This window comes from Luteibacter anthropi (genome assembly GCF_023699965.1).
GTDB lineage: Bacteria > Pseudomonadota > Gammaproteobacteria > Xanthomonadales > Rhodanobacteraceae > Luteibacter > Luteibacter anthropi.
The window spans coordinates 2,867,835-2,883,914 of sequence record NZ_CP077072.1; the positions used below are offsets into that span (position 1 = coordinate 2,867,835).

Here is a 16,080-nt window from a genome sequence, read left to right on the forward strand (position 1 = left end):
GCGCGCACCAGCGGGCAGGAGACCGCGGTGTTCGGCACGGTGCTGTTCGGCCGCATGCACGGTGGCGAAGGTGCCGACCGGACCATGGGCCTGTTCATCAATACCCTGCCCATCCGCCTTGACGTAGGCACGACGTCCGTAGTGGACAGCGTGAAGCAGGCGCATCGCAAGCTGGCCGACCTGCTCTTGCACGAACATGCACCGTTGGCGCTTGCCCAGCGTTGCAGTGGCGTGGAGGCGCCATCGCCCCTGTTCAGCGCGTTGCTCAACTATCGGCACAATCGTGAACTGGTGGCAGAGCCTGCGGTGGACGATGGCCTGGATATCAGACTGGTTTCGGCGGAGGAACGCACCAACTACCCGCTGGTGCTCTCGGTCGAAGACCATGGCGATGCACTAGGCCTCACCGTGCAGGCGGTTCATCCCCTGAAGCCGGCTGCCATTGCTGCCTATATGCACAGGGCGCTTGAAAGCCTTGCCGACGCACTGGAACACAACCCCGGCAGGCCGGCCAGGGAACTGTCGATCCTTCCGGCCGACGAACGTCATCTGCTTCTGGAAACATGGAATGCGACGGAAAGCGCGTTCGCGCAGGACACCTGCATCCATCAGCTGGTCGAAGCACGGGCCTTGCATTCGCCCGATGTGCTCGCGCTGGTGGCCGCCGAAGAATGGGTGAGCTACGCGGAACTCAATGCCAAGGCAAACCGGCTTGCACACCGGCTGATCAGGCTGGGCGTGGCGCCGGACACCCGCGTGGCATTGTGCGCGGAGCGCAGCGTAAACCTGGTAGTGGGCCTGCTGGCGGTCCTGAAGGCCGGTGGTGCCTATGTGCCGCTGGACCCGGCATACGCCAGCGAGCGTCTGAGCCACGTGCTGGGCGATGCCCAGCCGGTGCTGCTGCTGGCCGATGCGGCCGGTCGCGAGGCCCTGGGCGAGGTCGCCTGCCTCGCGCTGGATGCGCCGGAGGCATGGTCTACCCAGCCCTCGACGAACCCCCAGGTGGAAGGTCTCACCTCACGCCACCTGGCCTACCTGATCTATACCTCTGGTTCGACCGGCACGCCCAAGGGCGTGATGGTCGAACATCGCTCCTTCGCCAACCTGATCGCCTGGCATGCCCGGACCTTCGAGCTGGCGCCCGGCCAGCGCACGACGGCCACGGCAGGCATGGCCTTCGATGCGAGCGCGTGGGAAATCTGGCCGGCCCTGGCCAGCGGCGTAACCCTGCAACTGCCGCCCCCGGCGGCGAACCGCGACCACGCCTTGCTGTTGCCATGGTGGCGCGCGCAGGCATCGGACAGTGCCTTCCTGGTGACGCCGCTGGCCCAGCTGGCGATGGAGGAACCGTTGCCGACCGGCCTGCGTCACCTGCTGGTCGGTGGTGATCGCCTGAATGCGCTGCCGGCCTCGCTGCCTGCGACGCTGACGGTCACCAACAACTACGGTCCTACGGAAACGACGGTGGTGGCGACCTCGGGCGCGGTCAACCCGGGCGATACCAACCCGTCCATCGGTCGCCCGATCGCGAACACGCGCTTGTACGTGCTCGATGCGCAGCAGCAACCGGTGCCGCTGGGTGCGGTGGGCGAGCTGTATGTCGGTGGCGTCGGCGTAGCCCGGGGTTACTGGAACCGCCCGGAGCTGACGGCCGAGCGCTTCCTTGCCGATCCGTTCAGCGCAACGGCGGAGGCACGGATGTATCGCACGGGCGATCTGGTGCGCTACCTGCCGGACGGACAGTTGGTCTACCTGGGCCGCAACGACGAACAGGTAAAGATCCGTGGCTACCGCATCGAGCCGGGCGAGATCGAAGCCCGTCTGCGAGAGCGCGAGGACGTGCGTGACGTGGCCGTGGTGGCACGTGCCCTCGGCACGGGCGAGAAGCGCCTGGTGGCTTATGTGGTGCTGCACGAAGGCATCGATGCAGACGCGGTGATCCCGACCTTGCGCACGCAGCTCAGCCAGCAGCTACCCGACTACATGGTGCCGTCGGCCTTCGTGGCGCTGGAGGTGCTGCCGCTCACCCCGAATGGCAAGCTGGATCGCAAGGCGCTGCCGCTGCCGGATGACTCGGCGTTTGCACGGGAAGCGTACGAAGCACCGCAGGGCCAGATCGAAGAGACCCTGGCTGCCATCTGGCAGGACCTGCTGGGCCTGGAGAAGATCGGTCGCCACGATAACTTCTTCACCCTCGGCGGCCACTCGCTGCTCGCCGTTCGCCTGCTCGGTCGCCTGCCCGCACAGTTCGGTATCGAACTACCGTTGCCCGTGTTGTTCACGGCGCCGACGCTGGCACAGCTTGCCGACGCCATTGCGGGTCATCTCGGCGCTGCATCGGGTGTGCAGACGCGGATCGAAGCCATATCGCGCGATGGCGCCCTGCCACTGTCCTTCGCCCAGCAACGCCTGTGGTTCCTGTCGCAGATGGACGATATCGGTGCCTCGTACCACGTGGTGCTGGGTCTTCGTCTGCGTGGACAGGTGGACAAGATATCGTGGCGTCGCAGTCTGGACCGCATCTGGTCGCGTCACGAGGCCTTGCGCAGCCGCTTCGTGAGCGTGGACGGACAGCCTCATGTCCGCTTGCTTGATGCGGGGCAAGGCATGCCATGGCGCGAAGACGACCTTGCAGGCGATGCGGATCAGGCGGCCACGTTGCATCGTCTGTTCGTCGACGATATCGACATGCCGTTCGATCTGGCCGAAGGGCCGCTGATTCGCGCGCACTGGATCTCGCTCGGAACGAACGACCAGGCCTTCGTGCTCGTACAGCATCACATCGTGTCCGATGGCTGGTCGATGGGTGTGCTCACGGAAGAACTGGCGTCGCTTTACCGCGCCTTTGCACAAGGTGCCGACGATCCGCTGCCCGCCATGGATATCCAGTATCCGGATTACGCCGCATGGCAGCGGAGCTGGTTGCAGGGCGAACGCCTTGCGATGCAGCGTGCCTACTGGAAACGGCAGTTGGCCGAGGCTCCCGTCTTGCTGGCCCTGCCGACCGACCATCCGCGCCCGCCACAGCAGCGTTTCGACGGCGCGAGCCTGCCGGTGAGCGTGGATGCCCGGACCAGCGCGAGGCTGAAGGCTCTGGCCCATGAGCATGGCGCCACGCCATTCATGGCCGTGCTGGCGGCATGGGCAAGTGTCCTGGGCAGACTGTCGGGGCAGGACGATCTGGTGATCGGTATTCCCAGCGCCAACCGTGGCCATGCACAGGTCGAGGGCCTCATCGGCTTCTTCGTCAACAGCCTGGCACTGCGGATCGACCTGTCGGACTCGCCCAGCGTGTCGGAACTGCTGGAGCAGGTGAAGCAGGTGGCCTTGCAGGCACAGGCGCACCAGGACCTGCCTTTCGAGCAGGTGGTGGACGTGGTGCAGCCACCGCGCCATCTAGATCACACGCCGGTTTTCCAGGTGATGCTGACCTGGGAGTCGGGAGACCAGGGCCAGGACGTGCTCCCCGGTGTCACCCGCGAAAGCCTGCTGGCACCGTGGAACCCGGCGAAGTACGACGTGGAACTGAACATCGGCGAGCACGACGGCCAGCTGCAGGGCGAGCTGCGCTATGCGACGGCGCTGTTCGATGCCGGCACGATGGAACGCCATTGCGAGGCCCTGCTGCGCGTGCTCGATGCGATGGCGGCGGACGCCTCGCAAACGGTCGGGCGCATCGATGTGCTCAGCGATGCCGAGCGTGGTCTGCTTCTGGATGAATGGAACACCACGAGAAGTGAGTACCCGGGCGATCTCTGCATCCACCAGGTATTCGAAGCCCGAGCAGCTCATGCACCGGAGGCCGTGGCGCTAGTTTCGGGCCATGCACGGATGACGTATGCCACGTTGAATGCGTCGGCCAATCGTGTCGCCCACGAACTGATCGCCATGGGTGTCAGGCCGGATGATCGCGTGGCGCTGTGCATGGAGCGCGGTGCCGGGATGCTCGTGGGTCTGTTGGCGATCCTCAAGGCCGGTGGTGCCTACGTGCCGCTTGATCCGGCCTATCCGGCGGATCGCCTGGGCCTGATCCTGCATGATGCCGGCCCGCGCCTGCTCGTGGCGGACGAGGACGGGCGACGTGCACTGGGTGACGAAGCGCTGGCTGGCATGACGCATCTCGATCTCGATGCGCTGTTGTCGGGCACGGACCTGAAGCCGGATCACAATCCGGTCGTCGAAGGTCTGCGCGCCGATCATCTGGCCTATGTCATCTACACCTCCGGCTCCACGGGTACGCCGAAGGGGGTGATGGTCGAGCATCGCAACTTCATCAACCATCTTCACTGGCAGGTGGGGCGCTTCGGCTTCACGTCCGACGACGTATTCCTGCTGCGCACGTCCATCGCCTTCGATGCATCGGTATGGGAACTGTGGACACCGCTGCTCGTGGGGGCGGCGGCCGTCGTGTTGCCGCGCGAGGCCATGCGCGACGTCGCGGCGATGCACCGGCATGTGGTCGAGCACGACGTGTCCATCGTGCAGCTGATTCCCTCGATGCTGCCGCTGTTCTTCCAGTGTGGGGATATCGACGGCGTGCGTCTGCTGTTCTGCGGCGGCGAACCGTTGAAACTCGATACACCCGCTCACCACGGTCATCCGATGTGGAACAAGGTGGTCAATCTCTACGGCCCGACCGAGACCACCATCGACGCCACCTCGTGGGTCTACACCGCGAACGTGACGACGGCCATTGCACCGATCGGCCGGCCGGTGGCGAATACACAGCTCTACCTGCTGGACACCTTCGGCCAGCTGGTGCCGCGAGGTGCGGCAGGCGAGCTGTACATCGGTGGCGATGGCGTGGCTCGCGGCTACCTGAATCGGCCGGAGCTGACGGCCGAACGATTCCTTGCCGATCCGTTCCATGGTGAAGCCGGTGCACGCATGTACCGGACAGGCGACGTGGCCCGCTACCTGCCCGATGGCAATCTCGAGTTCCTGGGACGCAACGACGACCAGGTGAAGATCCGCGGCTATCGCATCGAACTTGGGGAGGTCGAGGCTCGCCTGGCCGAGCACCCGGCAGTGAGCGAGGTCGTGGTGCTTGCGCGCGAGGATGCGGGCGAGAAACGCCTGGTGGCCTACGTGGTGCCGCAGCTCGATGCGCACCGCGTGGATCTGGTGGCCGCCCTGCGTACGAAGGCCAGTCGTTCGTTGCCCGACTACATGGTGCCGACAGCCTATGTGGTGCTGGACGCATTGCCGTTGATGCCCAATGGCAAGCTGGATCGCCGCGCGTTGCCCGTGCCCGACGGCGATGCCTTTGCCCGCGAGCGTTTCGAAGCACCGCAGGGTCCGGTGGAGCAGGCGCTGGCCCGTATCTGGCAGGCACTGCTTAATGTGGAGAAGGTGGGTCGCAACGACAACTTCTTCGCCCTGGGCGGCCATTCGCTGCTGGCCGTGCAGCATATGGAGCAGCTGCGTCGTGTGGGGCTGTCCATGGAGGTGCGTGCCTTGTTCGCGGCCCCGAACCTGCGTGAGCTGGCGGCGATGCTGGGCGGCCATCACGAGGTGGCGGTGCCTGACAACCTCATCGTCGAGGGCACCCATGCCATCACGCCGCGGATGCTGCCGCTGATCGACCTCGGCCAGGCGGACATCGACCGCATCGTGGCGCAGGTGCCGGGAGGTGTTGCCAACATCCAGGACATCTACGGCCTGTCGCCATTGCAGGACGGCATCCTGTTCCATCATCAGCTGGCCGGGCAGGGCGATCCATACTTGCAACGGGTCTTGCTGTCGTTTGGTGACCGGAGCGAGCTGGATCGCTTCCTGGCTGCCGTGCAACAGGTCGTGGACCGCCACGACATCCTGCGCACGGCCTTTGCCTGGGACCGCCTCCCCGAACCGGCCCAGGTGGTGTGGCGCAAGGCGACGCTGCCGGTGGCGCAGAGGACGTTCGATACCTCGGTCGGCCCGGTGATGGATCAGCTGATGGCGGCGGTGGATCCCGCCCGTCATCGCATGGACCTGACACGGGCGCCGTTGCTGCGTTACGACATCGCCCACGACGTGGAAGAAGGTCGATGGCTCGTGGCGCAGAGCATGCATCACCTGATCATGGATCACTCCGGCCTGGAGGTGTTGTTCGGCGAGATCAGGGCAATCCTCGCCGGCAAGGCCGGAACGCTGGCTGTCGCGCAGCCGTTCCGTGGTCTCGTGGCGCAGGCAAGACTGGGCCTGGGTGAGGCGGCGCACGAAGCGTATTTCCGGGAACAGCTGGGCGATATCGATATGCCCAGCCTGTCGTTCGGACTGGATGGCACGGTGCCGCCGGGCCAGCCGGTGGAGGAATGGCACGAGGCGCTGTCGCCTGCGTTGAACACCCGCCTGCGCGAGCAGGCGCGCCGTCATGGCGTGAGCCTCGCCAGCCTTTGCCATCTGGCCTGGGGCCAGGTGGTGGCGCGCACGAGCGGACAGGACACCGCGGTGTTCGGTACTGTGTTGTTCGGCCGCATGCACGGTGGCACGGGGGCCGACCGCGCCATGGGCCTGTTCATCAATACGCTGCCCATCCGCTTCGACCTGGACGACACGCCTGTGCTGGACAGCGTAAAGCTTGCACATCGCAAGCTCGCCGACCTGTTGCAGCACGAACATGCCCCGCTGGCTCTCGCACAGCGTTGCAGCGGGGTGCAGTCACCGACGCCGTTGTTCAATACCTTGCTGAACTACCGGCACAACGCGTCGCTTGCAACGGAGGCCGCAGGTCAAACAGGCCCGGACATCCGGATGCTCAGTGCGGAAGAGCGGACGAACTACCCGCTGGTGCTGTCCGTGGAAGATCATGGTGATGCGCTGGGGCTCACCGCACAGGCGATATCGGCGGTGCGTCCGCAGGCGGTGTGCGGCTACATGCGCAGCGCGCTCGAATCACTGGCCGAAGCGCTGGAAACGGCATCGGCGGGTCCGGTGGGTGCGCTGGCCATTCTTCCGCAGGAAGAACGTCGTCTCCTGCTCGATACCTGGAATGCCACCCGCCGCGACTATCCGGCGCAGGAGAGCACCTACGCGCTGTTCGCCAGGCATGTGGCCCGCGCACCGGACGCGCCGGCCATCATCGAAGGCGATGTCCAGCTGAGCTATGCGGAGCTGGACCAGCGTTCGAACGTGCTGGCCCATGCCTTGCGTGACCACGGTGCCGGCCCTGGTGATCGCATCGCCATCCGTGCAGGCCGTGGCATCGCCCTGGTCGTCGCCGAACTGGCTGTACTCCGTCTTGGCGCAGCCTATCTTCCGATCGTCCCGGAGACGCCTGCGGATCGACAGTTGTGGATGATGACCGATGGTGACGTGCGCCTGATTCTCGTCGACGAAGGGGATGTCGCTCCCGAAGGACAGGTGGTACCCAGCCTTGGCATTCATCAGCCGTTGTTCCCCGGTGAACTGTCGTCGCTGGTTGAAGGCTCCATGACGGGCGCATCGCCTGCCTATCTCATGTATACCTCGGGATCGACGGGCACGCCCAAGGGCGTGGTCGTGCCTCAACGTGGCATCAGCCGGCTGGTGCTCAACAACGGATATGCCGAGTTCGCTGCCAGCGACCGGTTCGCCCTGGCGGCCAATCCCGCCTTCGATGCGAGCACGGTGGAGGTATGGGGTGCGCTGCTCAATGGTGCCTGCCTGGTGGTTGTTTCTCGCGACGTACTGCTCGATCCGGCCCGTGTAGCGAAGACGATCGAGCAGGAAGGGATCACGGTCCTGTTTGTCACCACGGCGATCTTCAACCAGTACGTGCGCGAGATACCGCGTGCGCTGGCTGGTTTGCGGGTACTCATGTGCGGCGGTGAACGTGCCGAGCCTTCGGCTTTCCGTCACCTGCTTGCACAGGCGAAGGATCTGCAACTGGTGCATTGCTATGGCCCGACCGAAGCCACCACGTATGCCACGACATACACCGCGCGACAGGTGCCGGACGATGTGGACAACGTGCCGATAGGCCGGCCCATCGCCAACACCACGGCCTACCTGCTGGATGAGCGTGGCCAGCTGGTGCCACCGGGCGCGACGGGCGAACTGTTCATCGGTGGCGATGGCGTGGCCATAGGCTACTGGAATCGTCCGGAACTGACGGCAGAGCGCTTCCTGCCTGATCCGTTCAGCGATGTGCCGGACGCGCGGATGTATCGCACAGGCGATCTCGCGCAATTCCTGCCCGACGGCAACCTCGTCTTCCTGGGGCGCAACGATGGCCAGGTGAAGATCCGTGGGTTCCGTATCGAGCTGGGAGAGGTGCAGTCGCGCCTGCTGGAGCAGGAGGCCGTAAAGGATGCCGTGGTCGTGGCAACGCAGGATGGGGCAGGGATCAAGCGCCTGGTGGCTTATGTAGCGTTGGAACAGTCGTGGGGCCAGGAGGATGCCCTCGCGGCGCTGCGTGAGCGGCTGGCACAGGAACTGCCCGACTACATGGTGCCCTCGGCCTTCGTCCTGATGGATGCGCTGCCGCTCACGGCGAACGGAAAGGTGGATTACCGTGCGCTACCCGTGCCGGATGACGAGGCCTACGCACGCGAGCAGTACGAAGCACCGTCGGAGGGCTTGGAGAGCGTGCTGGCCGGTATCTGGCAGGGGCTGCTTGGCGTGGAACGGGTGGGGCGTCACGACGACTTCTTCGCCCTGGGCGGTCACTCACTGTCGGCCGCCCGCCTGCTCAGCCTCGTGCGCAACGAACTGCGTTGCAACCTCACCCTCGCATCGCTGTATGAGGCACCGACGCTTTCCGCCATGGCCACGCGCATCGACCTGGGCGGTGACCGCATCGAGGGCGAGGGGGCGCTGGACGTGCTCTTGCCCTTGCGCTCTACGGGCAATGGCCGTCCGCTGTTCTGCGTGCATCCGGGCGGTGGTTCGGGATGGATGTACGCCGGCCTTCTGGCACATGTACGTGATCGCCCCGTGTACGCCTTGCAGGCGCGTGCATTGAGCGAACCGGATCGGGCCGCCGGAACGATCGAAGCCATGGCGGACGATTACCTGGCGCAGATCCGCCGCGTGCAGGCGGAAGGGCCGTATTACCTGCTTGGCTGGTCGCTGGGATGCCATGTCGTGCATGCCATGGCCACGCGGCTCCAGGAGGCGGGCGAAGAGGTAGGTATCCTCGCGATGCTGGATAGCTATCCGGTGGAAGAGGCGACCGTACGCGCCGCCATTGCACAAGGGCCGTCCGAGGAATCCAACCAGGGCATGCGCGAACTCATCGTGCAGTACCTGGAGGACTTCGGCATGGCGCACCTGAGCGGCGACCTGGACGAAACCTTCTTCGAGCGTTTCATCGGACAGTACGAGCTGGCCCCGTCGTTGCTGCTTCGCTTCAGGCACAGGATGTTCGACGGCAACATGCTGTTCTTCCGCGCGACCATCAATGCGGGCAAGGTTCCACCGCCGCGTATCTGGGGCAAGTTCGTCAGCGGACGAATCGATGTACACGATATCGCCTGCGAGCATCACGAGATGATGCAACGTCCGGCGCTGAAACACATCGGGCCTGCGCTGGAGGATGCATTGAGAGCGGCCGACGGCATATCGGTGCCGGCTCGCCCGGCGCAACGGCTCAGCGACCTGGTGGTCGATGAGGAAGAAGAATAGGGAGAAAGGAATGACGGACGATGGAATACGTCCCATCGTCCGTCGGTGCGTCAGAAGCGCAGGTCGAGAGCGGGACCCTCAAGATCCATCAGGTTCACTGTCTGGCTGACACCGCAAGGCGAAGCCCGAGCAGGATGAAAAGTGCGCCGACGGTGCGATTGATCCAGCGCGAGATGGCCTGGCTGGGGCGGATGCGGTTGCCGGCGAAGCCGATCGTCAGCGCAAGCACGTGGCACCACAGCATGCCGACGGTGTTGAAGATCAGGCCGAGCACGAGGAACGCGACGGCGGTGTGTCCCTTGGAGGCATCGATGAACTGCGGCATGAAGGCGAGGAAGAACAGGGCGACCTTCGGGTTGAATACGTTGCTGATGAAGCCCTGCATGAAGATGCGCCTGCGGGCGACCGGCAGCGGCGCCTTGGGGGCGGCCTCGACGGCCCCGGCCTTGCCGCGTGTAGCAAGCAGCGTCTTCACGCCGATATAGACCAGATAGGCGGCACCGATGGATTTGACCACGGCGAAGGCCTCGGCCGAGGCGGCCAGCAGGGCCGCCATGCCGAACGCGGCAGCAGCGATATGGATGCAGGTGCCGGTACCGATGCCCAATGCCGCCATGGAGCCCGCCCGCCAGCCGGATCGCGCCGAGTGCGTGGCAATCAGCAGGGAATCGGGGCCGGGGGCGATATTCAGCAGAAGGCCTGACAGGACGAACAGGGCGAGATCGTGGATGCCGAACATGGCTGTTCCGTGGCGGTGGAGGGCGATGCATGGTGTGCCTGGCGCTTCAGATGGTCAACGGCCACGCCTGCACTAGAATGAGAAGGGCAGGCGGCCGGTGCAGTCACAAGGCCTCGTCACCCCGGGGTGATCGCCGTCTCCGTCAGGAAAGTAACCACCACAAGGACCATGCTCATGACTGTTCGCCCCGCTCTGCTGGCGCTCCTGTTCGCCGTACCGCTCGTTCTGTTCGGTTTGCCTGTACACGCTCAACAATACCCCTGCAATGGCCCAGGCCCTGGAGAAGTACTGGTCGGCATGGCTCCCGGCGGCAATGGCGTAGCTCCCACGCCTCTATGCGCACCGGCCAGCGACGCCGGTCCGGCGGCGCCCTCCGTTCGCATGCCTGATATCTACATGTCCGTGGTGACCCATCCCGATACCCGGCAGTACTGGTTCGCCAGTGGCTACGGCTCCGTCCAATGGGCGGAAAACAGCGCGATGGAGGCCTGCAAGCAGGCAATGGGCGAAGGCTGTGCCGTCAGTGACACCTGGTCAAACGATGCGCGTATCGTCGTGGTGGAAGACGTGGCGGGTAATGTCTTTGCCAAGGGTGGCGCGAGTTTCTTCAAGGCCTGGCTGTCCGCGCGAGAAGAATGCGAAAAGTTCTCCTCCGGTTGCCACAAGGTGGAGACCTTGCAGAACGTTCTGGGCGGCGGCAGGGTGGACGTATCAAAAGGGGATGGGCGCCGCCGCCCGTGGGGTGCCATTGCGAGGCCAACGACAAAAGCCCCCGAACCTCTGGATGACACGGCATGGCTTGCGACCGGCCGGGAGGGTTTCAAGGCGGCGGAAGATGCTGCCATCCAGGCCTGTGAGCAGGCGACCAAACTTGAATGTCAGGCACGGATGAGTGCAGGCAATGGCTATATAGCCCGCATCGTCAACAGCCACGGTGGAGTGCAGTGGTTCAACGCCCCTGCATTGGACATGCTCGACAAGGGCATCCGTAATACCTGCCCAAAGGGCGACACCTGTCGGCTGGTCGATACGTTCGACGTCCGGCCTCAGGGCCTGACGACCATTGAAATCAGCGTGTCGAAATCGCCCGCCCGCGGCTTTTTTTCCATGGCCCGCCCGGTCGATGACCAGGCTGACAAAACCTGGAACAAGCGGGCGCTGGTGACGGGGCAGCCGACAAAGGAGTCTGCCCAGGCTGCCGCTGTGGCCTTGTGTGAAAAGGAGAGTGGCAGCAAATGCGAAGCGTCGCCGCAGGATGGTGATCGTGGTATCGACCAGTTCGCGCTGCTCATGCGTACATCTGCTGGCGAGCCGAAGATCTTCTGGGGGACATCGGTCGATGATGCGGGAAAGCATCGTACGGAATGGTGTGATGATAAACGCATCCAGTGCCCGCAGGGCACCAGTGTGGACCTCGCGAAGAAGAACAAGGGCGTATTGGTGTCGTTCTGACGAGTCGGGCTGCCGGGCGGAACGAGGGATTGATTACTTCCGTCTGGCAGCTTTCAGCTGATATGCCGAAGGTATCAACAATATTTTGCGCCCTTCGCTTCGGATAAAGCAGTGTCTATGAGTCAGCGTTAGTGGGTGGATGAATTTCCTTCAATGGATTGATTCCGTTGTGATCGTTACGTGCAAGGCAGCTTTATTTGCCGCCGGGATACTTATATCCACGCCGCGGACGATTTACGGGTTATCTGTCCCGGCGGCGCGTTTCTATCTCACCCTCTGACACCACAGGCTCCTCACTCATGATGTTTCGCAAACTTGCTTTGGCGGCAGCCGTCTTTATGGGGTGCGTGGGCGTGTCCCACGCATCCACGGAAGAAGATGCCGCACTGAAAACGGTCAACGATTTCCTCTCCGCCATTACACGCCGCGACAAGGCAGCCATGTTGTCGGAGGCCGTTCCGCATATGGAAGTGATGAGCGCCCGTGCAAATGCCGAGGGTGGTCTGCGTCGCCTGACCATCGAACAGATTGCCGACCTCATTGTCGCGCAGCCCCCGGGCAAGATGGTGCAGACGCTTCACCATCCTGTCGTCCATGTCGACAACGATCTGGCTTCGGTCTGGTCCCCCTATACGTGGACCGACGATGGTCATTTCAGCCACTGCGCGTCTGAAGAATTCAGCCTGCTCAAGCTGAATGGCAAGTGGCTCATGGTCGGTGTGGCTGACACCGCGCGTACGGACGAGAAGACCTGCCTGAATTGATCTTCATCACGACGCCGGGAAGCGGGGATGCCTTCCGGCGTTTCACCGAAGAGACGATAGAGCGATTGTGCCTGACAGGCGATGCTCCATTCGTTGTACGTAACAGAGCGATGGCTCCGTATGTCGTTGACGTGGCTTAGTCCAGTTGCTTCAGAAGGTCCTTTACCAGATTTTCGCGAGGCATTTTTTCTACGGGGATATCGGCATCCTCGAACCAGTTGGCTCCGGCTTCAGGATGGGGTCCGCTCAGTACGACAACTCCGTTGCCCATGGTGTAACGAGCCACGGCCAGGTCGCCGTTTGCATAGGTTGCGATGCCGCGGAATCCGGGATTCGCCGTGTCGGATTCCAGCCAGGGGCCATCCTGATAGAAGATGCTTGTTTGCCGGCCAAGCCAGTGAACATCGACAGCGGCATCTTCAATGGTCTCTACGGGGAACCCGGGTCGGCCCACCTCGGAGTCCAGATCTTGCGAGACGAGATTCAGATGCGATGCATCGGCCAGGTAAGCGCCCATGCACAGGCCGAGATACCTGCCACCGTGTGTCACGTAGTCCCGCAGGGCTTTCACCCGGGCCGGCCCGAGGCTGCGAAATGCTCCGTCGATGTCCTGGCCCCCGCCAGGTTGTACGTAGATGTCGTAGCGAGCGAGGGTTGCTGCGGTGATGTCGATTTTTTCTCCGGCACCGACGAAATCGACACGGTATTCCGGCCCGCTTTTCTCGATGGCCAGCTTCGCGGCTTCCGAGCAATCGCGGCAGGACGCAGGGCCCTTGTAGACCGCGACGTGGATCAGCCGGTCTTCACGGGCCATGGCGGACGTGGAGAGGATTGCGCCGAAGATGAGGATGGCCACAGATCGCATTCGTTGCCTCGGGAGGGCAAGTCGGCAGGAAGCCTCATCATCGCTCACATCCGGGCCGTGTTGAAGCGCGACACCTCAAGGCATGGGCCATCCGCATGGGGCGGGTGTCGATTCGGCGGGCAAAAAGATGCCTTGTTCAAGGTATAAAAAAAGAGCCTGCATTTCTGCAGGCCCTTGAATAATGGTGGCTGAGGACGGAATCGAACCGCCGACACGGGGATTTTCAATCCCCTGCTCTACCAACTGAGCTACTCAGCCACGAGTGCTGCAACGCGAACGTTGCGGCGAGTTGAGCCGCGTATTTAAGCGGGTGTGAAGGCCGTCGTCAAGTATTTTCTTCGGGGGGAACGTAACCGGCCGGCTGGACCACGTCGCCGCCGAAGAAATACTTCTCCATCTCGCCCGAGAGGAAGCTGCGGGTCTTCGGGTCGAGAGGGGAGAGGCGCATCTCGTTGATCAGCATCGTCTGGTGGCTGAGCCATTGGGCCCAGGCTTCCTTCGATACGTTGTCGTAGATGCGCTTGCCCAGATCACCGGGCCAGGGGGCGAAGTCGAGGCCGTCGGCGTCGTGGCCGAGTTTCACGCAATGAACGGTGCGCGTCATGAGGATATCTCCGGAAGGTTGTCGAGCAGCGTGCGCACGGGGGCGGGCAGGCCGAGCGAGGCAAGCTCGTCGCGATTGCACCAGCGCCGGTCGGCGCGATCGGCCACGGCGGCGAGCGGGGCCGCATGGTCGAACAGGATGGGGGAAACGTCCAGCTTGTAGTGGCTGAAGACGTGGGTGAAGGCGGGCAGGGGATCGGCCTGGCGAACACGAGCCAGGGTGGCCGCTACCGCCGGGGCCGTGTCGGCGTCGACGGCTTCGGGAAGGCTCCACAGGCCGGACCACACACCCTGCGGGCCGCGACGCTCAAGCAGCACGCGCCCCCGCTTGTCGCGCACGAGCAGCATCGCGACGGAGCGCGTAGGCACCTTCTTGCCGGGCTTGACCGTGGGCAGCACGGCGGTGAGCCCGTCGCGATGCGCGATGCAGGTGGCCGCCTGCGGGCAGAGCAGGCAGGCAGGCTTGCTGCGCACGCAGACCGTGGCGCCGAGATCCATGATGGCCTGCGTGTAGTCCGCCGTGCGTTTGGCCGGGGTGTGTTCGTCGGCATGCAGCCAGAGCTTCTTCTCGATGGCGCTTTCGCCAGGAAAGCCGGCGATGCCGTGGTAGCGCGTGAGTACGCGCTTGACGTTGCCATCGAGTATGGGAAAACGCAGCCCGTGCGCCTGCGCGAGGATGGCGCCGGCAGTGGAGCGGCCGATGCCCGGCAGGTCCATCAATGCGTCGAGGTCGCGCGGCAGGTCGCCGTCGTGGCGCTCCATGCACAGGCGTGCGGCCTGGTGGAGAAAGCGTGCCCGACGGTAATAGCCAAGGCCCGACCACAGTGCGAGCACGGTGTCTTCGTCGGCTTCGGCAAGGTCGCGCAGCGTGGGCAGGCGATCGACGAAGCGCTGGAAGTAACCCATCACGGTCACGACCTGGGTCTGCTGCAGCATGATTTCCGACAGCCATACCCGATAGGCGCTGCGCGGATGCTGCCAGGGCAGGTCCTTGCGTCCGTGGTGGTCGTACCAGCGGAGCAGTTCGCGTGCAAAAACGTTCAAGGTGTGGAACCGGCCGTTGAGGCCTGCGCCGGCGTGGATTCGAAGTGCAGGCCCTTGATGTGGACGTTCCCTGCGTCGAGGCTGCCGATGTCGGCGGTGCCTACCAGCGGGGGCAGGGTAGGCGAGCCGACCCCCTGCATGCCGCTCCACCATGAGGCAAGGGCAATCGGGGGAACACGCAGGTTGGTGTGTTCGTTGTCGCCGTCGAGCTTGAGGGCGATGTAGAGCGGATCGTTCTGGTTGGCGGGTGTCACGCTCAGGGCCATGTCGTAGGGCGTGGCATCGGCCCGGGTTAGCTTGCCGGCCAGGGATGCGCCGATGTCGGCACCTCCGCGCCAGGTTGCCGTGCCCTGCAAGTCCATGCCGAAGCGCTTTTCGCTGGAGATACGCAGGCCCGTGCCGGTGAGGCTCAATACGCCATGGTCGAGCGTGGGCAGTGCTTCAAGTTCCAGCGCATAGGGGGTGTCGTCAGCGGTACGTGCCGACAGGGTCAGCACGAATCGTTTGCCACTGGCGAGACGATCGGCGTTGGCTTCGATGTTCGATAGCATCAGCCGCGTGCCACGCAGCAAGGTGCCGCGCGTAATGCGGAAGCCTGCATCGATTGTCGGCAACGTGGCGCCGGCCATGGAAGATCGCGGAGGCAGCGTGTCGAGATACGCAGACACGGCATCCAGATCGATACGCACGCCTTCCACTTCCAGGCGCGACATCGTGGCTTCGCCGCCGAGCAGCGTGTGCCATGGCAATACCAGCTTGCCGCGCGAGGCCACCAGCAGCGGCGTGCTGACGGACTGGCCGCGCAAGGTGAGGCCGTCCAGTTCCAGCGCGGGCTTGGGCCACAGGGTGGGGCTGGCGGGGCTGGCGAGGGTCAGTTCCAGTCCTGCTGCCCGGGCGCGCGATTGCAGCAGGGCCGTGAAGCGTTCGGGTTGCAGCACCACGTAGGTGGCGATAAGCGCTGCCACGAGCAGCACGAGGAACGTGCCGCCCACGACATACAACCCGATCCGCAGTCGGCGGTTCAT

Annotated in this window: 8 protein-coding genes and 1 tRNA gene (1 of these 9 cut by a window edge); 3 read left to right on the forward strand and 6 right to left on the reverse strand. The window is 64.2% G+C overall.

The features are described 5' to 3' along the window. Positions 1–9,588, forward strand: the 3' end of a protein-coding gene (locus KR767_RS12475; RefSeq protein ID WP_250876538.1) for a non-ribosomal peptide synthase/polyketide synthase. It extends 22,107 nt beyond the left edge of the window; 9,588 of the gene's 31,695 nt are visible here — the last part of the coding sequence; its start codon lies beyond the left edge, outside the window; its stop codon occupies positions 9,586–9,588. A 94-nt stretch (positions 9,589–9,682) separates the two neighbouring features. Here KR767_RS12475 and KR767_RS12480 read toward each other — a convergent pair whose 3' ends face one another. After that, the gene (locus KR767_RS12480) at positions 9,683–10,327 is read right to left on the reverse strand and encodes a LysE family translocator (protein WP_250876539.1); all 645 of its coding nucleotides are present in this window, start codon (positions 10,325–10,327) and stop codon (positions 9,683–9,685) included. 174 nt (positions 10,328–10,501) lie between these two features. Here KR767_RS12480 and KR767_RS12485 point away from each other — a divergent pair, with 174 nt between their 5' ends. Then, positions 10,502–11,779 carry a DUF4189 domain-containing protein gene (locus tag KR767_RS12485; protein WP_250876540.1) on the forward strand — a complete coding sequence of 426 codons (1,278 nt, stop codon included), beginning with the start codon at positions 10,502–10,504 and terminating at the stop codon, positions 11,777–11,779. 353 nt (positions 11,780–12,132) lie between these two features. Beyond that, on the forward strand, positions 12,133–12,543 hold the full coding sequence (locus tag KR767_RS12490) for a nuclear transport factor 2 family protein (protein ID WP_250876541.1): 411 nt from the start codon (positions 12,133–12,135) through the stop codon (positions 12,541–12,543). Between the two features lie 136 nt (positions 12,544–12,679). Here KR767_RS12490 and KR767_RS12495 read toward each other — a convergent pair whose 3' ends face one another. The 5 genes from KR767_RS12495 to KR767_RS12515 form a co-directional block, all read right to left on the reverse strand. Continuing rightward, positions 12,680–13,408 (reverse strand): BPL-N domain-containing protein, encoded by a 729-nt coding sequence (locus tag KR767_RS12495; protein ID WP_425602669.1) that lies wholly within the window; start codon positions 13,406–13,408, stop codon positions 12,680–12,682. Between the two features lie 182 nt (positions 13,409–13,590). After that, a tRNA-Phe gene (locus KR767_RS12500) sits at positions 13,591–13,666 on the reverse strand. 67 nt (positions 13,667–13,733) lie between these two features. Beyond that, a complete protein-coding gene (locus tag KR767_RS12505; protein ID WP_166947900.1) occupies positions 13,734–14,012 on the reverse strand; it encodes an oxidative damage protection protein in 279 nt (92 codons plus the stop codon). Then, positions 14,009–15,055: an A/G-specific adenine glycosylase gene (mutY, locus tag KR767_RS12510; RefSeq protein WP_250876543.1), complete on the reverse strand. Its 1,047-nt coding sequence runs from the start codon at positions 15,053–15,055 to the stop codon at positions 14,009–14,011. The genes KR767_RS12505 and mutY overlap by 4 nt, the downstream gene beginning before the upstream one ends. Beyond that, on the reverse strand, positions 15,052–16,080 hold the full coding sequence (locus KR767_RS12515; RefSeq protein WP_250876544.1) for an AsmA family protein: 1,029 nt from the start codon (positions 16,078–16,080) through the stop codon (positions 15,052–15,054). Before KR767_RS12515 ends, mutY begins: the two co-directional genes overlap by 4 nt.